The 25816-nt window shown below is 43.6% G+C and carries 11 protein-coding genes; 8 read left to right on the top strand and 3 right to left on the bottom strand.

Features of this window, described 5'->3' with window-relative positions:
- Positions 1 to 35 precede the first annotated feature (35 nt).
- The gene (locus PSE7429_RS07445) at positions 36 to 2744 is read right to left on the bottom strand and encodes a CHAT domain-containing protein (protein ID WP_009626504.1); all 2709 of its coding nucleotides are present in this window, start codon (positions 2742 to 2744) and stop codon (positions 36 to 38) included.
- 16 nt (positions 2745 to 2760) lie between these two features.
- Entirely contained in the window at positions 2761 to 6639 is a 3879-nt protein-coding gene (locus tag PSE7429_RS23425) for a two-partner secretion domain-containing protein (protein WP_009626503.1), read from the bottom strand.
- Positions 6640 to 7256: 617 nt separating this feature from the next.
- On the opposite strand from PSE7429_RS23425, the gene PSE7429_RS07435 reads away from it, so the two are divergent.
- The 5 genes from PSE7429_RS07435 to PSE7429_RS07415 all read left to right on the top strand — a co-directional run bounded on the left by PSE7429_RS07435 (position 7257) and on the right by PSE7429_RS07415 (position 17498).
- Entirely contained in the window at positions 7257 to 9008 is a 1752-nt protein-coding gene (locus PSE7429_RS07435) for a ShlB/FhaC/HecB family hemolysin secretion/activation protein (protein ID WP_233424310.1), read from the top strand.
- A 9-nt stretch (positions 9009 to 9017) separates the two neighbouring features.
- On the top strand, positions 9018 to 11453 hold the full coding sequence (locus tag PSE7429_RS23420; RefSeq protein WP_009626501.1) for a CHASE2 domain-containing protein: 2436 nt from the start codon (positions 9018 to 9020) through the stop codon (positions 11451 to 11453).
- 670 nt (positions 11454 to 12123) lie between these two features.
- A complete protein-coding gene (locus tag PSE7429_RS27105; protein ID WP_052017665.1) occupies positions 12124 to 13116 on the top strand; it encodes a DUF928 domain-containing protein in 993 nt (330 codons plus the stop codon).
- Between the two features lie 119 nt (positions 13117 to 13235).
- On the top strand, positions 13236 to 16094 hold the full coding sequence (locus PSE7429_RS07420) for a CHASE2 domain-containing protein (protein WP_009626499.1): 2859 nt from the start codon (positions 13236 to 13238) through the stop codon (positions 16092 to 16094).
- Positions 16095 to 16112: 18 nt separating this feature from the next.
- Entirely contained in the window at positions 16113 to 17498 is a 1386-nt protein-coding gene (locus tag PSE7429_RS07415) for a hybrid sensor histidine kinase/response regulator (protein WP_009626498.1), read from the top strand.
- A gap of 212 nt (positions 17499 to 17710) precedes the next feature.
- On the opposite strand, the gene PSE7429_RS07410 is transcribed toward PSE7429_RS07415, so the two are convergent.
- Complete coding sequence (locus PSE7429_RS07410) at positions 17711 to 19606, bottom strand: ShlB/FhaC/HecB family hemolysin secretion/activation protein (protein WP_100228906.1); 1896 nt, start codon at positions 19604 to 19606, stop codon at positions 17711 to 17713.
- Positions 19607 to 20107: 501 nt separating this feature from the next.
- On the opposite strand from PSE7429_RS07410, the gene PSE7429_RS07405 reads away from it, so the two are divergent.
- The 3 genes from PSE7429_RS07405 to PSE7429_RS07395 form a co-directional block, all read left to right on the top strand.
- Positions 20108 to 22654 carry a two-partner secretion domain-containing protein gene (locus PSE7429_RS07405; RefSeq protein WP_009626495.1) on the top strand — a complete coding sequence of 849 codons (2547 nt, stop codon included), beginning with the start codon at positions 20108 to 20110 and terminating at the stop codon, positions 22652 to 22654.
- Positions 22644 to 25310: a two-partner secretion domain-containing protein gene (locus PSE7429_RS07400; RefSeq protein WP_009626494.1), complete on the top strand. Its 2667-nt coding sequence runs from the start codon at positions 22644 to 22646 to the stop codon at positions 25308 to 25310. Before PSE7429_RS07405 ends, PSE7429_RS07400 begins: the two co-directional genes overlap by 11 nt.
- A 17-nt stretch (positions 25311 to 25327) precedes the next feature.
- Positions 25328 to 25816: filamentous hemagglutinin N-terminal domain-containing protein (locus tag PSE7429_RS07395; protein ID WP_009626493.1), on the top strand; the 489-nt coding region annotated here is incomplete at its 3' end.

Raw genomic sequence — 25816 nt, 5'->3', positions numbered from 1 at the left:
TTGCGGCGCGAAGCGCCGCAACTCTCTATAGGGCTTTATAACCAATTGCCCACGAGTACAAAGGGAGCCCAGTAAAAGGGGTGAGTAAATTGGGGATTGTTTAAAAGCCCGATTTGCGCTTTTCGTAAAGCATTGGCTTTGGTGGTACCGAGGAGCATGAGTTCTTGATAAAACTTTTCCATGAAGGTGGCTGTGGCACTATCCTCAACTGACCACAAACTGGCGAGCGTACTCCTCGCCCCCGATCGCACCGCCAGCCCCGCCAGACCCAAGGTGGCTCGATTATCGCCTTTGGCAGTTTTGCAAGCACTGAGTACTAATAGCTCAATGGGATTCAGTTGGTCTTGATCTCTGGTTTGTAGCAAATCTCCTAGCTGTTTAACTCCAAGACGATTATTCCAAGTTAAAATAAAGGTTTTCTCTGCGTCAGAACTAAATTCACCGTGGGTAGCTAAATGAACTACTCGAAAAGAATTTTTACTGATTTGTGTTTTGATAGATTCGCTTATAAAGGTTTCATTGAGCAATGGTGTGGGAGCGGATACTATGGACGCAATTTGCTGAATTTCTCTTTCGACATTAGGTAATGCGCTAAAATTTTGAGTCCCTTTGCTTAAGCCACCGATAAACACTTCTAGTTGCTGACGCTTGAGAGGGTGAGGATCGAGAAGTTGCAATCCTGGGGTGAGAGCCAGATTGTATTTCTCCATTAAGTACTGCCTGCCATCATAGAGAACTGCCATGGGCAGATTCCGCAGGGCTCCATCCAGAACGAATACAAGAGTTTGAATTTTATGGGTGGTAAATATAGCTTCAAATTCTTTACCAATGAGGATATTGTAGACTTTCTCTGAGCTTGTTTGAATATCAGTTTCAAGGGATGTGCGCCTTAGCGATCGCCACAGTTCGCTCAAAAGTCGGTTTAGGCTATCTTGGGAAATTGTAGTAGTGCGATGGATGAGGGAACGATCGGGAAGTGAAACGATCACTTCTACCCGATCAGGCAAAACGATGGGGTAAATGACGGCTGCATGAGAATCGACTTCGTCAACTTGGGTCGAGAGTCCTTTAAGGCAAGCTTCTTTAAAGAAGTTATCTAATTCTGCTATTTGGAGAGATTCGATCGCTTTACGGGCGGCGATGAGATTTTCTTGGCTTAATGCTTGCCCTTTTTCATGGGTCATGAGGAGGTCTACGAGCTGGAGGTAGATAGGCTCGACCCCATCACGAAAGGAAAATTGAATGTCAGCATTGCTAGAGACAAGATCACCTCGAATAGAAGTAAGGGTGCTGACGGTTTCATTGTAAGCGGCGATCGCCTGAGACTGTTTACCTTGGGCTTTAAAAATCCTTCCTAATTGCCACTGCCAGCGATAGGCGATGTCAGCCGCATTATGGTTTTGGGCGAGAATAAGCGCTTTTTCGGTGAGTTCCTGAGCTTCAGTAAGTTGTTGGGATCGTTCATAGAGTTCTCCTAGATAACCGATCGCATAGGATTCGGCTCTCGGATCACCCATTTCTTGGGATTGTTGCGCAGCCTTAGCAAGCAATTGGGCGATAATTTGGCGATCGCTTCCTAGGAGATCGCTTCCTAGGCGATCGCTTGCTCCAGAGTTTAGCTTCATTAAATCTTGGGCAAAACCCACCCTCGCATATACCGAAGCCCGACTGGGAGGGAGGTCCTGTAACTGGGCTTGGATCGTCGGTAATAGTCTCTTGATTGCCTCAAATTGTTTTAACTCCATTTCAAGGCGCAATTGGTTTATTTGGGCTTTTACCTGAGTGATGGGACGGGTCGTAATTTGAGCAGCCTGTTGATAATAGGCGATCGCTTCGGTACTCTTTTGCTGACGCTCTCTACTATCTCCTGCACTTGCAGCCTCCAGTTGGCTGGAGTTGACGTTACCCAACCCAAGGAAAATCTCGGCAATAGTTGGCGTATCGTTGAGCTTTTGGGCGATCGCTAGACTTTCTTTTAGGATCGTCACGGCTTCAGCGAAATCCCCATTGAGACGCAGGGTATCACCGAGTTCGATCAGACTAGAAAGTTTAAGGGAAGAGGCTGGCATCTCTTGAAGCGCCAATTGAACTTGTTTGAGTAGATCTTTGGCTTTGGGATAGAGCCCAAGCGATCGCATGGCTTGACTTTGATTGATTTTGTTGCGAATGGCTCCCTCTTTATCTCCGATCTGTTCGTAAATAACTGCGGCTTTTTGCCAAGTTGCTAATGCTTCTTGCGCCTTGCCCTGCGAGATCTGGATACTCCCCCGAATATTGAGAGCCTGCGCGAGTAATTTAGGTTGTGGGAGATGGGATTGGAAAATTTCTAAACTGAGTACAATTGATTTTTCTGCCTCTTGCCAATGACCGAGCTGTTGATGGGCTAAGGCAATATTTTGGCAGACAATAGCTTGATTGAGGCGATCGCCTTGTTTGGCATAGATATCGGCAGCCTGTTGCCAAGTCGCGATCGCCTGAGCATATTGTCCTGATTGAAAATATTGTTTCCCGATATCGACGATAGCGACAGGATTACTGGGAAAAGATTGACTGATAGAGATACCCGAAGCGTTAAGTGAGTCTTGTCTAGAGGGCTTGGGAATGTTTTTAGTAATGTCTTTGGGAATGTTTTGGGTCTGACTGGGTTGCACGTTCCATCCTAAGAGAATGACAAGTATTGCCGCGCAGAACCCCATAATGAGATAGCGGAGGAGCCTGCTGCTTTTGGGCTTTGAATAGCTCATAAACCTGTTCTTTGAGTTATTTTGGACAAGAAAGCTCAGGGATGGCAGGGCTAAGCGGGTTCGCCGCCGCAATTAATCGCAACTTACCACGACTATCTCTAGCGATCGCATTTGCCTCAATAATAGCTTTGGGAAATTCTTTAGTTATATCTGGTTTTATATCTGGTTTTATATCTGGTTTTATATCTGATTTTATTTCTGGTTGCGTTTGCAATCCTAAGGTCGAATTATTGGCATTATTATTGGCACTATTATTGGCACGGGGTAAAAGCTCAGCTAATTCTACCAAGGGTTGCGTGCTGGAAAGCTCGTCGCGAGGGCTTTTGGGTAAACCGCCTCTACCCAAAACCGTAAAGCTATTATCACGGCTAGATAGTTTGCCGCCCACTCCACAGGTCTGACTAATTTGCCTCGATGGATCGATGAGATTGATCGGTAAAGCAGTTAGCCCGTGACTAGGATCGATGTCTAGGGTCGTCACCTTTACATTTCCCTGCAATCCAAATTGGGAACTAGCCGTAATATCACTAAAGGGAGTCAGTTGCGATCGAAATTCTAATCCATAAATACCATTCGTAGTGATATTAATATTGCCACCATTACCCGTAAAAGCATTCGCAAAAATATCGCTGTTTTCTCCCTTAACACCGATCATAAATCCTGCATTAATATTAATGTTGCCCCCATTCCCCCCTGCATTAGCGGTTCCAGCGGTAGTACTAATATCACTGCCATAGCGCAGAAGTAATATCGATGGGATATGCAAACTGATGTTACCCCCATTAGTACTTGCGGTCGAAGCATTAATGGAGGAACCATTGAACAGAGAGAGGTAATTTGATGAGATATTGATATTGCCACCAATACCAGCGCCCAAACTGCCCACAGCGATCGTCGCGCCATCTTGAAGAGTGGCATACTGCGCATCGATCTCAATATTGCCACCATCCCCCTTCGAGCCTTTGGCGGTATTAGCAAATAAGCCAGTACCTGCGGTAAAGCGCATAGAATTTCCTGCCTTGATGTCAATATTGCCAGCTTTCCCGTTATTACTAGTTTGAGCGGTAATTTGACTATTGTTTTTGAAGGTGAGATCCTGCCCTGCGACAATAGCGATATTACCTGCATCGCCTAGGCTACTGGTATTACTCAAGATTTGGCTGTTTTGGAAGACAATGGATTTAGGGCTGGTTATGGAAATATTACCCGCAGGATCTACCCCTTGGGTCGTACTCAGGATCAGCGTGTTATCAAAGGTGAGATTATTTGTACCCATAACATTGACATCGCCAGATCGTCCACTTTGTCCAGAGCCAAAAATCGTCGTAATGAAAGTATTCGGATCGTTAATATCGTAAGTGCGTTGGGGGAAGTTGACCGTTTTACTAGTAATGATCCGAAGATCAGCGATCGCTAAATCGCCCAAGCCCTTAATATTTACTGCTCCCGCCCGCCCAAATGCCGATGAGGTAAAAAGACCGAGGTTTTTGATCTGATTTTTAGCAACCAAATTAACTTCTCCCCCATTGCCACTAATCGCGCCTAGCTTAGAAATGGAGAATGACAATATATAGCTAGTTAAGGCACTGGCAATGTTGCCTTTGGGAGTGGATATTGATACCGTTCCTGCATTTTGAGAAGCTGCCGCAGGTGCGAAGGAGTAAGCTGACAATGTGGAATTGTTCAGATTAATATTTCTAGCGCCAGAATATAAAGAAATTGCGCCGCCATTGCGAGCATTTGCTGAGGGGGAAAAAGAGTAGGAATATAGGCTTAAGTCGTTCAGGTTAATATCACCCGAAGCGGTTGCTAAGGAAATTGCGCCGCCATTTCCTGCATAATTCAATTTTGATGATGAATAGGAAGCAGTAGAGGAATTTAAGGGGGCTTTAATCAGCGAAATATTGCCAGAATTGGAAGCTAAGGAAAATGCTCCACCATTACCAGAGGACTTAAAACCAGAGTATGTCCCTGTGTCTAAATAAGTACCAGTACCACCGTAGAAACTATTGGCATCTTGAATTGTGATGTTACCAGAATAAGTAGCGACAGAAGCCTTCCCCCCATTGCCTGAAGCCCCTAATATGGATACTGATGGAGATTTCCAAAGGGGAGCCGTTACAATGATATTGCCTGAATGGGAAGTGAGAGACACATCTCCCGCATTTGCCGAATCACCCAAGAAAACGTAAGCAGATGCTTCAAAATATACTTGGTCGAGGATGATATTGCCCGAATAGGAAGATAGCGAAATCTTGCCACCATTGCCCGTATCGCCCACAAAGGTAAAAGAGTCAGTGTATAAATTCGCCCTTGTTGTAATGTCCCCATTGTAAGAAGAAATGGCGATCGCACCACCATTTCCAGCATTACCAATCAATGGCTCCGAGTAAGCAATTAAGTCGGAATTCAGCGCAATGTCCCCTCGTCCATAGATATGAATATCCCCAGCATCCGCTCCGACAATACCTGTACTCACATCAATTACTTGCGTAGAGATTTTACCTTGTAAACTATTGGGAGCAAACTGGTTGGTCAATAACACTAATCCACTGGGGATATCTACGCGAATATTGCCATTAATCGTGATGTCAGCACTAGTCGGAGAATTGATATAGCTAAGCGGTGGAGCGATCGCGCCTGAAACTAGGGGACTAGTTGGTAAGCCACCGAGTTGCGTCCAATCTACACCCGATCGTACATCTAAAGTTGCTTGCTTGCTACCATCAACTGTAATAGGGATTTTGATGGGGACAATATCCCGAACTGAGCCGTCACTGTTTTTAATTGTTTGATAGTCAGTCAAATAGACCGTTGCGAGATCGGCATAGCTTTTTGTGGCATTAAATAGGGTTGAATTACTAGGATTGATGGTGGTACTAGTACCCCCTGTAGCAGCGATCGTCACATTGCCCAACGTAACGCTTCCCCCTGCCAGAATATGCAGCGAGGCCCCTGTATAGTCTCCTAAATTTACATCGCCATTTACCAAAATGATGGGATCGTTGGGACTGATGAGATTACCGAGAGTTCCATTGAGATTCTCAATATTTAAGTTGCCCCCAGCGTAGAAATGCGCGTCGCCGATCGCAGGATTGGGAGATCGCAACACCATATTCGCTCCCGACCAAAAGCCACTACGAGAATGATTTAAAGCAAAAATATCGATCGATTGATTGCTCTGCAATAGCATTTCTCGACCAGCAATTGCCCAAAATGGATTGCTAGCTGTATCACGAATTTTTAAAGTATTTTGCGCTTGTAAGGTTAAGTTTCGACCTGCCTGTAACTGTCCCTGTAAGTCTAATCTATCTGCATTTAAGATTAAATCTTGTTTGGCTGACAGGTTGCCAAGATTGGCGATCGTTGCCCCCACATTACTCGCGCCATACTGTAATCCTAGAGTAATGCTGGTGGTTAACAAAGGGGGAGATTGGGGATTAGTGGCACTAAATTCGCTGCCATCGGACAATTTGAGGCTACCTGCGGTACTGCCCAAAAAAGTTCCCCCGACATCTAGTTTGGCATTGGTTCCAAATGTAATACCATTAGGATTGAGCAAAAATAAATTAGCTTTTCCATTTGCTTTAATGATGCCATCAATGTTAGAAATAGAAACTCCTGTAACTCTCGCCACGATGTTTTCAATATTGACAGCATTATTAAAATAGGCAGTATTATTTGGAGCGATAGAGAATTCTTGAAAACTATGATAAAGGTTAACTCCCCTAGCAGTTCCCCCATTAATTGTAGAGGTTAGTCCTCTTGTAGTTACCATAGAGTTGATCGGCAAAGTCCGATCTGGAACAATCTGGGCAGACACAGAGAATGTATTGGGCAAGAGACATACACCAACTAGACAAGAAATATAGATAGGGTATGACAAGTGTTTCATTATCTAAATTCCTTTTTGTAGGTATTTCAAAAATCAATAAGTAGCTAGGCATAAGTAAACTTAAAACCTAGAAGAGCGCACCGTCCGCGCAGCGGGCCGTACGCTCTCTGGTTTTGGTTTTTAATTATGCCGAACTACTTAGTAAATATTAAATAAGTAAGTAGCTAGGCACAATTAAATATAAATTCCCCACAACTGTAGCGCAGACTACAGTTTTTATAATGTTTTTTATGCTGATTTATATGCCCAGTTAATATATCCAGTTAACTGGATAGCTGAGAATAAATAATTTTAAAGTCTAGAAGTTGAATATGAGTAAATGAATATGAGTAAATCATATCTTTGATTTGTAATAACTAACGCAGGTATTGCTATATTCACGAATATGTAAGTAAGTGGGCTTAATTAAATATAAAACTCTAAAACCTGTGGCGCACGCGCAGCGTGCGCCACAGGTTTTAGATCTAGATTTTAATTATGCTGAGTTACTTATAGTTTCTTGAGTAAATAGCAAGGTTCTAACCAATGATATATTTATAAAATATGCAGCTAAATTACGCCCAAATGAAGAATATTTCCCCTCAATAAATAATTAGTGAAATCTGTAAGTGGTTATCGTGAAAGCATTATATGATTACATATCCATACTTTTAGGCAAGAAAACATATATTTCAGTATTGGTGATTTCCTTAAACTTCTACAATCAAGAGATTGCGGCTCAATCCCCATCTATTCCTAGTTTGGCAACCCCTAGCGAGCTTGCCCCCAAAATAACTCCGAAAACGCCAACGGAACCTTTTCAACTGCCGCCGCCCGATCGCCTATTTAATCCCCAAAATCCCCAAACGCCATCAGATTCGCAAATGCCTCGCCATAGTAATTCTGAATTGATCGTAGTCAAGAAATTTGCAGTGATTGGTAGCAGCATTTTTAGCGATCGCGAATTAGAAAAAATTACTAATCCTTATACTAATAAGCCAATTTCCATTGTCGAATTATTTCAAGTTAGAACCAAGATTACGGAACTGTATTTAGAGCGTGGTTACATTACCTCTGGTGCATACCTCCCAGAGCAGGACTTACAGACAGGAACCGTTAAGATTCAAATCGTTGAAGGTGGATTAGATCGAATTAAGATTACAGGATTGAGCAGACTGAATGCAGGCTACATCCAATCGCGGATTGCGATCGCCACAGTTAAGCCGCTTAACCGCAATCGTCTTCTCGAAGCATTACAACTATTGCAAATCAATCCTCTTATTGAGAGTATATCGGCAAATTTATCGCCAAGTTTGGAGGCAGGATTAAATGATTTAGAAATTAAGGTAACCGAGGCTCCGACCTTCAGCCTTCCGATTACCTTTGATAATAGTCGCGCTCCGAGCGTCGGTTCCGAACGCCGCCAAATCCAAATGATCGAAGCGAATTTAACAGGGCTAGGCGATCGCCTCAGTCTCTCCTATGGCAATACCGATGGTAGCAATGCTTTTGATGCAAGTTATACAATTCCTTTCAATCCTTACAATGGCACGATTGGGCTTAGTTTGGGAACCTCATCGAGTAATGTCATCGAATCTCCGTTTAACATTCTCGATATTGCCTCTAATTCCCGCAATTACGAATTGACAATTCGCCAACCTATCCTCCAAAATCCTGCCCAAGATCTCGCCCTAGGCTTAACCTTGAGTCATCGGCAAAGTTCAGCATCATTGCTAGGGGGGCTCATTCCTTTTCCTGCTCTTGGTGCTGATGATAATGGTCAAACTAAAGTTACAGCGTTGCGCTTTTTTCAAGAATATGTCCAGCGTAGTGCCGAAGAGGTATTTGCAGTGCGATCGCAACTAAGTTTAGGGCTAAATGCTCTTGGCTCCACCATTAACGATCTGTCTCCAGATAGTCGGTTTCTGACTTGGCGAGGGCAAACTCAATATTTGCGGCTACTAGCACCGCAAACGCTGCTACTGTTGCGAGCCGATCTCCAACTTAGCGATCGCCCCCTGTTGTCTCAGGAACAAATTAGTTTGGGGGGACAAGATAACCTGCGGGGGTATCGCCAAGATGCATTGCTCAGTGATAATGGCTTAGTCTTATCGGCGGAGGTACGGATTCCGATCTTGCAAATTCCCGACATTAATGGACTTTTACAGGTTGTTCCGTTCTGTGATTTTGGTACGGTATGGAATCAGCGAGCAAATACAAACCCCGATCCGAGCACTCTCGTCTCGGTAGGCATGGGATTGCGATTTCAAATGAGCGATCGCCTCACCATTCGTCTCGATTTAGGCTTGCCCCTGAGTCGAATTTCCGCAGAAAAGAGAACTTTACAGGAAAATGGGATTTATTTCTCAATATCTGCAAATCCATTTTAAAATTTATCTATGCGGAGCATTCTCAAAAAAAGTATTTGGAAATATAAAGAACTCTGTGTAATTATCCCCATGACCACAGGGATCTTACTAGGAATTCGCTTTTTGGGCTTACTTCAGCCCCTAGAATTATCCCTATACGATTTGTTCTTTCAGTGGCGACCATTAGAACCGATAGATAATCGCATTGTGATTGTTGCAATTAATGAATCGGATATTCAGAAATTTGGTTATCCCATTGACGACGACACCCTCGTCAACCTTCTCAAAGCGGTCAAACAGCAGGAACCTAGAGTGATCGGATTAGATCTCTACCGCGATTTACCAGTACCGAAAAAAAATAATTCTGGATACCAAGAACTATTGAGTATATATACATCCACACCCAATCTCGTCGGTATTCGCAAAGCGATCGCCAATCGAGAAGGCGACGGCGTGGCTGCTTCTCCAATTTTGGAAAAGCTCAATCAAGTTGCGGCCAATGACTTGCCCCCCGATCGTGATGGCAAAATCCGACGAGTACTGTTATCGTTAAAAGATAAGCAAGGGAAGACGATTACCAGTTTGAGCGCTGCCCTAGCGCTCCAATATCTCAAAACCGAAAATATTAAACTAGAAGTACTTGACTCCCAAAAACAAGAATATAAATTAGGGAAAGCAATTTTTTCGCCTATGGAAGAAAATGATGGCGGCTATGTTCGCCAACCATTAGGGGGCTATCAGATATTATCGAACTTTCGCAATTTTCAGGATGGATTTCATGTAGTCTCATTAACGCAAATTTTAAATGGAGATATTCCTCAGGATATCTTGCGAGATCGCCTTGTTTTGATCGGTATTACCGCTGAAAGTAACACCGATTACTTTATTACTCCCTATAACAGCACGGTTTTAGGGAATTCTTTTCCCGTCACTAGTGGTGTGACCTTACATGCCAATATCGCCAGTCAATTAATTGCGAATGCCCTCGGCGAGCGTCCAGTTTTACGGGTCTGGTCAAAACCGATAGAAAGTCTATGGATTGTCATCTGGTCACTTGCTAGTGGTCTATTGTGCTGGAGCCGTCGCCATGCCAAACCAACGAAACGGTCGAAGTTCACTTTCCATATCCCTAGGTTAGCTCTAGAGATCGCTGGTTTAGGGACGAGTCTATTGATTGCTAGCTATATTCTATTTTTACAGGGATGGTGGATTCCAGTTGTTCCTGCATTTTTTGCCCTATTTACTTCGACGATGGTCATCACGGGTTATAAAGCCCTCAGCGCAGGCGAAGCGCGTAGACGCGCTATCCTTTCGGTTATTCCCGACTTGATGTTCAACGTCAATGGCGATGGAATTTATCTAGGGCAGGTTAACTTTGATAGTAGTATCGAGTCGTTATATCCCGACATTGAAAATATCGGTAAGCATCTTTCTCAAATCCTGCCGCAAGAATTGAGCGATCGCCATCTTTTTTATATTCATCAAGCACTAAGCACTGGGGAATTACAAACCTACGAACAGTGCGTCTACTTTGATGGCAAGTACCGCGATGAGGAAATTCGGATTGTTGTTAGTGGAGCCAATGAAGTGCTATTTACGATCCGCGATATTAGCGATCGCAAAAGGGCGGAGTTAGCAATTCACAAAAAAAATGCCGAATTAGCTAAAACCTTAGACGAGTTAAAGGCAACCCAAAAACAACTTGTGGAATCAGAGAAATATGCCTCACTCGGTAGCATGGTGGCTGGTATTGCCCATGAAGTTAATACCCCTATTGGCAATAGTTTAATGGCAGCTTCCATCCTTGAGAATGCCACCAATAAATTTAATGCATCTTTCAATCGTGGCGAACTTAAAAAATCTAGCTTACAAGCATATTTAGAAAAAGCCAAAAGTAGTAGTGAAATCCTATCAGCTAACTTACATCGTGCTGCCGAACTCATCCAAAACTTTAAACAAGTTGCCGTAGATCGTTCGAGCCTAGAGCAACGGAGCTTTCCCATCAAAGACTATATTGAAAAGATTTTGACTAGCCTAGAACCTCAACTCAAATATACGCCCCACCAAGTAATCGTCCAAGGTGATGCCAATATTACGATGCAGAGCTATCCAGGCGCATTGTCTCAGACCATTACCAATTTAGTGATAAATTCCTTAACCCATGCCTATCAAGGCTTAGATAAAGTCGGTCAGTTACAATTTACGATTACCCAGCAAGATGCCAAAGCGATCATCATTTACTCCGACGACGGAATTGGCATTCCCAATGAAAATTTAGCTAAAATTTTTGAACCTTTTTTCACAACCGCTAGAGATAAAGGCGGTAGCGGGTTGGGACTCCATATTATCTATAACCTCGTAACCCAGAATCTCCAAGGTACAATTCTTTGTGAAAGTGAAATGGGGATGGGTACAAAATTTACAATTACCCTACCCATTCGACTAACTTCAACTAACGTTGACTGAGCGGAGTCGAAGCCACTGAATAACAAAGATTTATTGAAATCCAATTGAGATGCTATAGGATATTCTCACATATTTGATCGTATTTGATCGTAGCCATCTAGGCTTTATCATTAAAAAGTCTTTAATATTTAATCAATATTTCCTCTTTTTGTCTAAAAAGTCATTCTTCAAAAATTGCTTTACTCAATGTCAATATTATGTCAATAATTTCTTCCTTAATAAACTGTATAAATGACTAAAATAAGACGTTTTTATTCAGCATTTCACCATGATCAAGTGTAAATCCAGAATACCTGAAATGGTTGCTAATTAATCGTTTTGACTTTGATATGTATTTTTTTGACTATACTAAAATAATTGGGATTATTGCATAGTATTTTCAATTGATTTCTTGCAAGTATTTTAAAGTTTACTCTATCCATTAAAATAAGTTTTTCGTAAATCTTTCGCACATTTTTTATGTATCTTTTGAATTTGACTTGTTTTGTAATGAAATTAAAGGAATTGCAATGTAATTGACGTTATGAAAAAAATTAACGGGTAAACTTATAATGCACATGGAAATAAGCGAATTACATGTAACAAAAGTGGATTTTTCGTAACTTTATTTGAAGGAAGAATTCTAATGATTACAAGCTACCATAGACGATTTGGCAGCGTTGTAGGAATAATGTCCCTACTAGCTAGCTCAATCGGATTTTCTCCGAGTGCAGCTCAGTCCAGCACGTTTAGCCCTCCACCAGAGAATACGGTACCAACCCAAACTACTGGTGGCGCATCTCGCGGCGGGTTTATACCTCCTGCTACTAGTTCTGCACCAACTCAAACCACAGGTGGGGCATCTCGCGGTACTTTTGTACCTCCTGCCACCAGTTCTGCGCCAACCCAAACTACAGGTGGGGCATCTCGCGGTACTTTTGTACCTCCTGCCACCAGTTCTGCACCAACTCAAACTACTGGTGGGGCATCTCGCGGTACTTTTGTACCTCCTGCTACTAGTTCTGCACCAACCCAAACTGCTGGTGGGGCATCTAGAAGCTCTTTTACGCCTCCTCCTAGCAGTTCCGCTCCCATTGGCACAGCGGGTGGAGCCTCTCGCACCAATGCCTACGGCTCTTATTTGATTGGCGATCGCCCTGTTTTCATGGCGGCAGTCCTACCTCAAACCTTCTATGGCACAACCTTATCTGCCCATCCTGCGATTTTGGTTTACCTCCCAGCTAGTTCTGCTCAAGAGGCAGTCTTTAGTCTGAAGGATGAATCAAAGCAAACGGTTTATCAGATGTCTGTGCCAGTGTCAGGAAAAGCGGGGATTGTGGCAATCCAGTTGCCTGAGAACGCACCTGCTCTAGAAATTGACAAAAACTATCAGTGGTTTTTTGCCCTCAAACTTGAAGGCAACTTGACCCCTAACAGTCCCTTTGTTGACGGTTGGATTAAGCGGATTACGCCTAGTGCTGATCTCGCTAAATCTTTAGAGGGCAAAACATCTCTACAGCAATCATCGATTTTGGCAGCTAACGGAGTTTGGTACGATAGTGCCTCAATCCTGTCTTCTTTGCGGACGGCTCAGCCAAGCGATCAATTGCTTGCCAAGGAATGGAAAGAGCTTTTGGACTCCGTTCAACTGTCTCAATTTACCAGTTTGGCTATCACAAAGTAAAATCAAACTTTTGATGAAGCCAAGATTTCTATAGGAAAATGGGGAAAGATGGTTATAAATCACCATCTTTCTTCTCTATGTTGCTAACTAGGCTACTCAAAATTTAAACACAGGTAAGTATGAGATTAGGACTCAAAAAATTTATCGGGAACTCTAAAAGAGTCTTAATTATAGGTTCTAGCATTTCAGCTATTGTCATTGTTGGCAACCTGCTCGGTGTTTTTAATTTACTAGAATGGGCGATTCGAGATAAGTTCTTTCAATGGCGACCTGGGGAGTCCGTCGAAAATAATATCGTGATCGTGACGATCGACGAAACTGATATCAAAACAGCAGGCAATTGGCCAGTACCCGATCGCGTATTAGCGAAGGTAATCGAAAATTTGCGATCGCAAAATCCTCGAGTGATTGGGATGGATCTCTATCGCAATTTACCAGAGGAGCCAGGACATCAAGAACTCCTGCAAATCTTTCAAACCACGCCGACCCTGATTGGGGTCGAGAAAATGACTGGTGATCGCGTCGATCCGCCAGCGGTGTTAAAACAGAAAGAACAGGTGGCGCTTGCCGATTTAGTCCTAGATAGCGATCAGAAAGTGCGTCGGGCTCTGCTCACGGCGGAAGACCAACGAGACAACAAAACGATTAAGTCGGGACTAGCCACACAAGCGGCTCTGAAGTACCTAGAAGCAGAGAAAATCACCTTAGAACCTGTTGATGCGACTCAGCAAAAGTTTCGATTGGGGAAAACCATTTTTCTACCAATGAGGGATAGGGAAGCAGGATATAGCAATGAAGACTTGGGTGGCTATCAGATCCTCCTGAACTGGAGAGGTTCGCTATCTTCTTTTCCTACTATTTCTATGCGCGAAGTATTAGCAGGACGTATTCCCGACAATTTGATTCGCGATCGGATTGTGCTAATTGGTTCTACGGCTCCTAGCACTAATGATTTCTTCGCCACCCCCTATGATAATCTCGCCCAAACTAAAAGTACTCCAGGAGTTGTAGTTCACGCTAATATAGCCAGTCAGATAATTCGTTCGGCAAAGGATGGTCGATTAGGGCTCCATAGTTGGTCTAGCATCGAGCAGGGAATCTGGATCGTGGTTTGGGCAATGCTGGGGACAGGGGGGATCTGGATTTTAATTAGCTTTGCCGAAGGCAAAGGGCGAATTTTAGGCGAGCGAGCGGTCTGGGGGGCTTTCGTATCGATTGGATTGTTGTTTGGCTTTAGCTACTTGTCTTTTCTGAATGGGCTTTTAGTGCCGATCATGCCACCTTTATGCGCTTTTATTATGAGTGCGATCGCTATTACCAATGCTTATAAGCAACAAAAGTTGGAATTAACCAATCAACAGTTGGAAATCCTCAACAATCAACTCCTCGATTACTCCAAAAACTTGGAAGTTAAAGTTGAAGAACGTACTCACGACCTTGAATTAGCAAAACAAGCCGCTGATAAAGCTAATCGCGCTAAGAGTGAATTTTTGGCAAATATGAGTCATGAGTTGAGAACGCCCCTCAATGGCATCCTTGGCTATGCGCAAATCTTGCAAAGATCTAAATCTCTCGACGCAGATGGGCAAAAAGGGATTAAGGTGATTCAGCGCTGTGGGGATCACCTGCTGACATTAATCGATGATGTCCTAAATCTGGCTAAGGTTGAGGCAGGGAAAATTGAATTGGAGATATCCGATTTGCCACTGCCTGCTTTTTTAGAAGATGTGACCGAAATTTTCACCGTCAGAGCTTCCCAGAAAGACATAAGCTTTTTGGTGCAGATTAGCCCCAATATTCCTGGAGGCATTCGTTCCGATGAAAAGAGGCTACGACAGGTTCTCCTCAATTTACTCAGCAATGCCATGAAGTTTACCGATGTGGGAGGAGTAACCATGAAGGTATCTTTAGTAGGAACGAGGTCATCATCTCCAAGCAATGGAGCCCTAAGCCAGTCCTTTGCCACAGTGCGGTTTCAAGTCGAAGATACGGGGGTAGGCATCAGTGCCGAAAACTTAAATAAGCTCTTCTCTCCATTTCAACAAGTGGGAGATCAAAAGAAGCAATCTGAAGGTACGGGGCTAGGCTTGGCAATCAGCCAAAAAATCGTGCAATTGATGGGTAGTACCATTCAGGTTAGTAGCCGTTTAGGTGAGGGAAGTACCTTCTGGATCGATCTAGAATTTCCTCTGGCATCGGGCTGGAAGAATAATCAATTTCAATCCAATCGAGTAATCACAGGCTATCAAGGGGCTCCAATGAAGATTTTGGTTGTAGACGATCGCTCGGACAACCGCTCATTTTTGGTTAACTTGCTCCGAAGCATTGGCTTTGAATTGTTTGAGGCTAAGGATGGTCAAGAAGGCTTGGCACAGGCGATCGCCAATCATCCAGATTTAATCTTGCTCGATCTGGTCATGCCAGTTTTGGATGGTTTTGAGATGGCGCGTCGGCTTCGTCAGCAACAGGGATTTGCCTCTGTACCAATCATTGCTTGCTCAGCAAGCAGCTTTGATGACGATCTGCAAGAAAGTTTGACTGCTGGCTGTACGGACTTTACTCCCAAACCAATTCAATCAAAAGATCTATTTTTAAAGCTCAAGAAATATTTGAATTTGGAGTGGATCTACGAAGCACCTATGAATTCCTTTCCCCTTGCGGGCAATTCAGTTATCAGTTCGATGGAATCCATGGAAAATTCTCTGGAAAATGATCTTTCTATCACCGCTACGGGGACTTCATCAATTCCCGCCCCTGAAATTGTCTTACCTGAGTCTGAGGATCTGCTTATCTTACTTGATTTGGCACTCAAAGGATTACTCAAAAATTTCATTAAACAACTGGATACCTTAGAGCAAAAAGATCTAAATCTTATGCCATTTACTAGCCAACTCCGCCAACTTGCCAGTAGCTATCAAATAAAAAGATTGCAAGAAGTACTTCAGCAATATACCGATCAATCCTTAGAAACTTATTAAAGAAATTTATTAAACTTTATGACTTTTAATCAACATCACAACCTCTCGCAGCAATTGCAAACGAGTACTATTTTAGTTGTGGATGATAATCCCACCAATTTGGAAGTCCTGTCTGCAACATTGGAAAATCACGGCTTTACGGTCTCAGTAGCGATTGATGGCGAAAATGCTCTGTCCCAAGCTGAATATCTAAATCCCGATCTCATCCTCTTGGATGTAATGATGCCAGGAATAGATGGCTTTGAAGCTTGTCGAACTCTGCTGTCTAATCCCAAAACCCAGAATATTCCTGTGATCTTTATGACCGCCCTCGCCGATCCCATGGAAAAAGTTAAGGGTTTTGAACTTGGAGCCGTTGATTATATTACGAAGCCTTTTCAACAAGAAGAAGTAATCGCTAGGGTCAATCTGCATTTGAGGTTGAGTTTTCTCAACAAAACTATCGCTGAACAAAATCAACGTTTAGAACAGCAGGTTGCGGAACGTACGGCTGCATTAACTCAAGCTTTAGAAACCTTGCAAAGATCCCAACTGCAATTGGTGCAGAGCGAGAAAATGTCTAGTATTGGTCAGTTGATGGCTGGAATTGCCCATGAAATTAATAATCCCCTAGGATTTATCAACGGCAACCTATCCTTGGCTCAAGAAGGATTTACGAACCTGCTCGATCATCTCCAACTCTATCAAGCGGAATTTCCTCAGGCAAACGATAAGATCCTCGACCATGCTGAATCAATCGATCTAGACTTTCTGATTGCGGACTTACCTAAACTCACTAAATCTTTGCGGGTAGGATGCGATCGCATTAAGGATATTTCTAATTCTCTGCGCATATTTTCTAGATCTGATACCGAACGTCGCGTGAGGTTTAGAATTGAAGAAGGGCTTGAAGTCACCCTAATGCTGCTACGGCATCGCCTCAAGGCTGTCGATCAAATTCCAGAAATTCATATCGTTAAGGATTATGGCAAGCTGCCCGAAATAGATTGCTATGCGGGACAGTTGAATCAGGTATTTATGAACTTGTTAGCCAATGCGATCGATGCCTTGCATTCTAGTGGTTACACTGCCTCAATGGTCAAACGGGGTGAAGCTAAGCAGCCTACTATTTGGGTAAAGACTGAATGGATCCATTGTGAGCCTAAATTGCATGATATAGTGCGGATCGCTATTCGAGATAATGGGCTAGGAATCCCTCCCCATTTACAGTCCAAAATATTTGAATCGCTGTTTACCACTAAGCCCGTGGGTAAAGGAAGTGGTCTCGGACTTTCCATTAGTCGCCAGATAGTTGAAGAAACCCATGGCGGAAAATTGATGCTAACCAATACCTCATCAGAAGGAACGGAGTTTACTATTGAAATCCCCGTTCATGAAATTGAAAACCCCTCCGAGAAGAACTAAATTTCTGAACTAAATTCCGAACTAAATTCTGAACTAAATTCTGAACCTTCATGTAGACCTTTGCCCTCTCAAGCCCTTCATCTATAGTGGTTTTTGATAGTGTTTTTTATTTTGCCTACGGCAAAATGAAAACTCAAAACCCATACTAGGATTGATTTTTTGTTTTCAAGTGAGTATGCACTCATTGGAAAACCGCTATACAGGTGAAGGGCTTAAAAATGGGCCGTAGCAGAAAAATATAAGCCCCGTTCTTGTGAGCTATTGCCCTGCGAGTTTACGTTAACTAGAGGGATCCCCCAGTCAAGTCGGATCGATAAAGTTTCCCCCTGTTGCCACAATAGCCCCATCCCCAGACCTACTAAAGTATTTGGCTTAGGATTGCTGCCATTGTTGTTCCACCCAGCGCCCGCATCAATAAAGGGTACTAATTGCAAGATCCCTTTAGAATCGACATCTCTAAAAATTGGTAGACGAACTTCGGCAGAAATCTGTGCCCCATTATCGGTTAAGAGAGAATCTTGGCGATAGCCGCGAATAGTGGTGGCTCCCCCTAAGCCAAATTGCTCCAAGGTTAGTAATGTGCGATCGGCGATCTGAATATCTCCCCGCAATAGAAAAAGCGTCTCTGGTGCAAGTAACTGTACCCATTGCCCTTGCCCTCGCCAAGCAAAAAAGTTGCTATCGGGAACTCCCTGCTGGTTGACAGTGGCATTAAATAATCCCCCAAGTCCAAAACTAAATTGAGAGCGAAAAGCTATTACCGATTGTTCATTGCGCTTAGTCCATTCTTGGAAGAAGCGTAAAGCGGAGACGCGGGTACTACCTTGACTATCCGCACCAGAAGAGATGGGAAATGGTCCAATATTGTCAATACCTAAGGAAGTTTGGCTCTCTTGCCTTGAAAATGACAGTCCTAGGGCTAGCTCCTCTTGGGGGCGTAAAATCAAGGGTTGGCGATAGGTGACTTCGTAATATTTCGAGACAGCCGAAATTTTGAGTACGTCAAAGGGAGACTCAATTACATTACTAGTCGTAGTGCCAGCTGCTAATTGGATCGTGCCGTTGCTAGGATTAATCGGCATAGTGTAGCTGAAATCAAAGCCATTACTTCCATCGGTGTTGGTATAGCCCAATCTCAATCCATCACCGAGCCCAAGCAAGTTCGCATGAACGAGTTGAATCTGACGACGAAAACTACCCACACTAGGCGATCGCCCATTGTCCAGAGTAGGAATAACGCTGAAATTTTTAGCTTCCTTAGCTTCCACTAATAAAATTCGCGTTTCAGGGCGATCGCCCGTTTGCAACTCTGCGGAAATATTTTCAATTAAGGGATTTAATTTTAGTAATTGTAGCCCTTCCAGTAGATGGTTGATGTTTAAAGGCTTTGCTCCCGCTAATTCCAGACGGCTCCGAATATAGTCGGCATTAAGGTGCTGTAGCCCCGTAATTTTAATCTCTTCCAAACTGCCTTCGATCGCCTGCATTCTGATCGTCCCATTTGACATGGTTTGGGGAGGAATAATTGCACCTGAAGAAATATAACCACGACTAATGTAAAGCTGAGTAATAGCCGATCGCACCTGTAGTAATTCCGCGAATGTTAACTCCCTACCCGTAAAAGACTTAGTCACTACAGCCAGTTCTTCGGCAGTAAATACTGTGCTATCAATTACCTCAATTTGTTTGACAAAAAACTTAGCGGGGAAAGTACTTGGACGAGTCTCTGTTCCTTCAGGGACTTTAGGTACTGACTGCTCTAAGGTTGGTGATGTAGGTAGTGTTTCTTGGGGCAAAACAGGTTGATTAGGAGAGGGATTAATCCGTTGTAAAGGATTAGAAAGATTAGGGTCAACCCTCTGTGCTGTGAGCAATGGCTCATCCCTTGGGCTCTGCTCAAGAGGTGATTGTATGGGGAATTGAGAAGCATCGTGCTTTGTGTTGACTTTGGTTCTGACATTGTTATCGACATGATCGACGTGATCGGTATGATCGACAAGTTGTGTAAATAATCCTTGTTTATTCAATGCAGGATTAAGCTCACTTGCCTCGATCGCAGACAATTCTGAAGACAAACTTACAACTATTAAAATAATCGTAGATCTCATGAATGGCAAAGTGCGAGCGAGACAATTACACAACAAAATATTACAAAAATCCATATATTTAAGAGTAATTTCTTTGCTTTTTAAGATAATTTAAGTCTGGCAATATTAATAATCCATAATAAGTAAAATCAGGTAATATTTGATAGTACATGAATTTTCCAACTGACCTGTGAAATTATAGCAGTTTTTTTGTTTTGCCATAGGTATAATAAAATAGTAAAACCTTGACTATGATTAGTTTTTTGTTTCATAAATTAAGCGGGAATTAATTTAGCAAGATGCTATAAGTATCTAGTCATAATTAGGTATAAAATCTAAAATCCATGATACACACAACGTAAATGCGGGTTTTAATTCCTTTTTTTTAGTATGCCCAGTTACTTAGTATTTGCTTAATTAATTAATGATTTTTTATTTTCTTTTAATATTCTTAATAAGATTTTACTAAAGATATTTGTCTGGTGATTTTATTTATTTTATATGAGAAGGGGAAAAGCATCTATGATTTCTATTTTTCGACTATCTTATTTAGGTGGCAATCTACTTTTGGGGTATCTATCCCTAGCTTGTTCTGTTGCAGCGCAACCCGTGACAGCCGATGGTACGCTGTCTACGACAGTTACCAGCCCCGACAATCTCAACTTTACGATTATCAATGGCAATCAGCCCAATAGTGGAGCGAATCTATTCCATAGTTTTAGTCAATTCTCAGTACCAACGGGAGGTTCGGCAACTTTCAATCTAGTGAACACGCCGAATATTACGACGATTTTTAGTCGGGTAACGGGAGGAAGTGTTTCCAACATTGATGGCTTGATTCAGACAATTAATAACAACAATCCCGTAAGTTTATTTCTACTCAATCCCAGTGGCATTATTTTTGGTCCCAATGCCAGATTAAATATTGGCGGCTCCTTTGTCGGTACAACGGCAAATAGTATCAAATTTGCGGATGGGGTGGAATTTATCGCTAGCGACAGCACTTCTAATCCCCTGCTGACGGTTGCATCGCCAATGGGTTTAAATATGGGAAGCAATTCGGGAAATATCACCGTACAGGGGAATGGCAGTAACGCTAAGTTAAATGGCGCATCGTCTGTTTCCAATCTGACTAATTTAAATTTAAGTGGTTTACAGGTTCAATCTGGTCAAACACTGGCTTTGGTTGCTGGAAATCTCTCTCTGGAGGGGGGTGTGATTTCCGCTTTAGGTGGGCGAATTGAATTGGGAAGTGTCACTGGAGGCAATGTTGAGATTGATGCAACGTCGCAAGGATTGACGCTCGCATATCCCAAGGCTAATAGTTTTGGCAATATTCAGATGAGTCAACGCGCCTTAGTAGCAGTTCGTGGCACTAGTGCTGGTTCAATTCAAATGCAAGGGAAACAGGTTAATCTCAGTGGTGGTTCGATCGCAGTTGTCCAAAACCTCGGCAATCAAAAGGCAGGCGATATTACGATCAATGCCACAGAATCCCTGCAAGTAATTGGCATGTCTTCAGATTTTCTCAGTTCTAGTGGTGTGGTGAATGAAACTACGGCTGCTGGAGGAGCGGGCAGTATTTTCATTACTACCCCCCAACTGATGATTGATAAAGGGGCGATCGTGATGGATCGTACCTTCGGTAATGCCCAAGGTGGCAATATAACCGTTAAAGCGAATGAAATAGGCGTTGGGGGGATTCAACCTGGTAATCCTGCTCTTAATCCGATATTTGGGGTGCTGATCGCGGCTACCTTTGGTGCTGGTCAGGGTGGAGATTTATCTCTCTCTACTGATCAACTGACTATTTTTGGCGGTGGGAATGTTGGCACAAGAACTTTTAGTAAGGGGAATGGGGGGAATGCCAATGTCATTGCTGATAGGGTGATGGTGTCGAGTTTGGATGCCCTTCCTAATAATTCGACAATTATTAGTCTCCTATCTGCAAATACTTTTAGTTCTGGTCATGCGGGAAATCTTCAGCTCGATACGCGCACATTATCAATTCAAGATGGTGGACTGGTTTCAGTTTCTACGGTGAGTACTGGAAGTGCGGGCAATCTCACGATCAATGCGTCGGAGTCGATCGATGTCAGTGGGGTAAAAGATAGTCAGAACCCAAGTTACATAGGTGCGGTGGCACGTACATTTGTATTGACTAACAATCCGAATTCCCAGGCCGATTCAGGCAATATCACAATTAATACGCCAACTTTGATGGTTCGCAATGGAGGAACTGTGATTGCGGAGAACCAAGTTTTTGGTGATGCTGGTACGCTCTCAATAAATGCGAATACCATCCAACTCGATAATGGTCGCCTCTCCACTTCTACCAAAGTTGGTGAAGGTGGCAATATTAACCTGCAAGTTCGCGATCTCCTATTGATGCGTCATGGTAGTCTTATCAGCGCTGAAGCGGGGGGGGCTGGTAATGGCGGCAATATTAGTATTAATTCCCCTGTGATTGTGGGGATAGAGAATAGTGACATTATTGCGAATGCGATACGCGGAGCAGGTGGGAATATCAATATCACTACGCAAGGATTATTTGGATTGAAGTTTCGTCCGCAATTGACCTCGGAGAATGACATCACGGCAAGTTCGCAATTTGGATTGAGTGGCACGGTAAATATCAGTAACCTCGCTTTTACTCCGACCGCTGGATTGATTCAACTGCCCAGCAATATCGATGATCCGAGTCAGCGAATTGCCCAAGGTTGTCGAACCTATGGCAATAGTCGCTTTGTCGCCACAGGTCGCGGTGGATTGCCCGAAGATCCCAGCGATCGCCGCAGTGGTAATCATCCTTGGACAGATATCCGCGACCCCGCCACTTTCCGCAATCCCAAGACTCTCGCAACTGTTAAGCAATCCGAACAGCAATCCGAGAATGTGACACCGCCCATCGTAGAGGCTACGGGTTGGCAAATCAATGCCAAGGGTGAGGTGCGCATCTATGCTGCAAATAATGCCACAAGAGAAGCAACCGTAACGGACTGTGCGGGATTCTTAGCGATCGCACCAAATCTTTTTAAAGTTAAAGAGGTAGTAGCCAATGAATTTTAGTCAAAGACTATGGTGGTATAGTTCCACCTTTCTATTCTGGGGAATGTTTTTACCCATAGCTGTCACAGCACAACCCATAACAGCCGATGGCACGCTCTCAACAACAGTCACCAGTCCCGACAATCTTAACTTTACGATTACCAATGGCAATCAGCCCAATAGTGGAGCGAATCTATTCCATAGTTTTAGTCAGTTCTCAGTACCGACGGGAGGTTCGGCAACTTTTAATCTAGTGAATACACCGAATATTACGACGATTTTTAGTCGGGTGACGGGAGGAAGTGTTTCCAACATTGATGGCTTGATTCAGACTATTAATAATAATAATCCTGTAAGTTTGTTTCTGCTCAATCCCAGTGGCATTATTTTTGGAGCCAATGCTAGTTTAAATATCGGCGGATCATTTATCGGTACGACAGCCAATAGCGTCATTTTTAGTGATGGAGTAAAGTTTAGTGCCAACGATCTCACCTCGCCCCCCCTGTTAACTGTAAGCGCTCCTATTGGGCTACAACTTGAGGCAAATGCAGGAGCAATTAGTTTACAGGCAATGGCTAACCTGCAAGTGGCGCAGGGAAATACCTTGGCTTTAGTGGGCAGTCAAATCGACATGAAAGGAGCCAACCTAACCGCATCAGATGGACGAGTGGAAATGTGGGCAGCTCAGAATGCCCAAATCGCCCTCAACAATCAAGCGAGCTGGCAACTTGCTTCTGATCCTAGCATTGTGAATTGGGGAAATATTTCGCTCAGTCAAACCTCCTTAGTTGATGCAAGTGGAACCAATGGCGGAGCAATCAATATCCGTGGACGGGGTCTGACCTTGCAGGATGGCTCAAATATTCGTTCTATTACTTCGGCTGGGCAGGGGAAGGGGATTACCGTCCAAACCACAGACTTTGTTGACCTGATGGGTGCTTCCGATATTGGTCAATTTGCTCCGGGAATTTCGACTTCTGTGGGTATATTGTTTGGCGCTCCAGCAAGTGGGCAAGCGGGGGATGTGACCGTTGAGACGGGGAGTTTACGGTTGAGTAATGGCGCTTGGCTTCAGTCATCCTCTAATGGCGATAATTCGCGATCGGGCAATGTGACCGTTAAAGCGAAAGATGTGGATGTATTGGGAGCTAATCCATTTGTTGCCTCGCCTACCGCTATAAACTCCAATCTCTTTGTTGGTAAGAATAATGAGAGTGGCAAAATTACCATCGATGCAGATCGGATTCGTGTGCAAGATGGGGGAATTATCAGTACGGCTTTGGTTGTCGTAAGTCCTGTTCGTCCTACGGGTAAGGCTGGAGATATCTCGATTCGCGCAAAAGAGAGCCTTATAATATCGGGATATACACCTGACAAACTGCTATCTGGAGTGAGTAGTAGAATTGGGGCAACAGATGGGGAAGCGGGAAACATCTCGATTGATGTTGGCAGTTTGCAAATCTTTAACGGGGGGACTGTGCGGAGTACGCTATCGGGAAAAGGAAAAGCGGGGAATATTAACATTCAAGCGAAAGAGGTGACCGTCAGTGATCCAGAAATTGATGCTCTCAGCAGCTTACCTGGAGGTATTACGGTCTCTCTGGGGGCTAACGCGGTAGGCTCAGGTGGAAATATTTCCCTGACAGCAGATAGCCTGCGACTATTCAATGGCGGTCAAATCACCTCTTCAACTAATGGCAATGGGGCTGCGGGTAGTATCAATCTACAAGTCAAGAACATTACGGTAGATAATGTCTCTAAAACCCTTTCTAATGGTCAAATTCTGACCAGCACGATCGCCGCGACTTCTTCTACCAAATCTGATGCGGGTTCGGTAAATATAGTTGGCGATCGCCTTGATGTACTCAATGGGGCGGAAATTTCTGTTAGTAATACTGGTGGTGGAAATGCGGGCAACTTGAGCGTTAGCGCTTCTCGCGTTCAACTGGATTACGGTGGCAGTCTGCGATCGGAAGTCTCCGCAGGCGATCGCGGCAATATCTCAATTAACACTAATGTGCTGTTGCTGCGACATGGTAGCCAAATTAGCACCAATGCCACAGGGAATGCCACAGGAGGTAATATCAACATCAAGGGGGCATTTATCGTAGCGGTTCCATCGGAAAATAGTGACATTACTGCGAATGCGTTACGCGGAGCAGGTGGGAATATCAATATCACTACGCAAGGCTTATTTGGATTAAAATTTCGTCCGCAATTAACCCCTGAGAGTGACATCACGGCAAGTTCGCAATTTGGGCTAAGCGGTACGGTGAATATTAACAACCTCGCTTTTACTCCGACCGCTGGATTGATTCAACTGCCAAGCAATATCGATGATCCGAGTCAGCGAATTGCTCAAGGTTGCCGAACCTATGGCAATAGTCGCTTTGTCGCCACAGGTCGCGGTGGATTGCCCGAAAATCCCAGCGATCGCCGCAGTGGTAATCATCCTTGGACGGATATCCGCAATCTTTCCACTTTAGCAACTGTAAAGCAATCCGAAAAGCAATCCGAAAAGCAATCGGCGAATGTGACACCGCCCATCGTAGAGGCTACGGGTTGGCAAATCAATGCCAAGGGTGAGGTGCGCATCTATGCTGCCAATAATGACACAAGAGAAACAGCCATAACCGACTGTACGGGATTCTTAGCGGTTACAAACAAAGCTTTTTAAAGAGGTAGTTGAGTATAATGAATTTTAGTCAAAGACTATGGTGGTGTGGTTCTAGCTTTCTATTCTTGGGAATGTTTTTACCCATAGCTGTCGCAGCACAACCCGTAACAGCCGATGGCACGCTCTCAACAACAGTCACCAGTCCCGACAATCTCAACTTTACGATTACCAAGGGCAATCAGCCCAATAGTGGAGGCAATCTATTTCATAGTTTTAGCCAGTTCTCAGTACCGACGGGAGGTTCAGCAACTTTTAATCTAGTGAATACACCGAATATTAAGACGATTTTTAGTCGGGTAACGGGAGGCAATGTTTCCAATATTGATGGCTTGATTCAGACCACAAATAGCAGCAATCCCGTCAGTTTGTTTCTGCTCAATCCCAATGGGATTATCTTTGGAGCCAATGCAAGTCTCAATATCGGTGGATCGTTTGTAGGAACGACAGCGAATAGCGTCAAATTTATTGATGGAACAGAGTTTAGTGCAGTGAACGTCAATAACCCA

Source organism: Pseudanabaena biceps PCC 7429 (assembly GCF_000332215.1).
GTDB classification, from domain to species: domain Bacteria; phylum Cyanobacteriota; class Cyanobacteriia; order Pseudanabaenales; family Pseudanabaenaceae; genus Pseudanabaena; species Pseudanabaena biceps.
The sequence above is the reverse complement of the archived record's forward strand: the minus strand, read 5'-3'. Positions and strand labels throughout refer to the sequence as shown.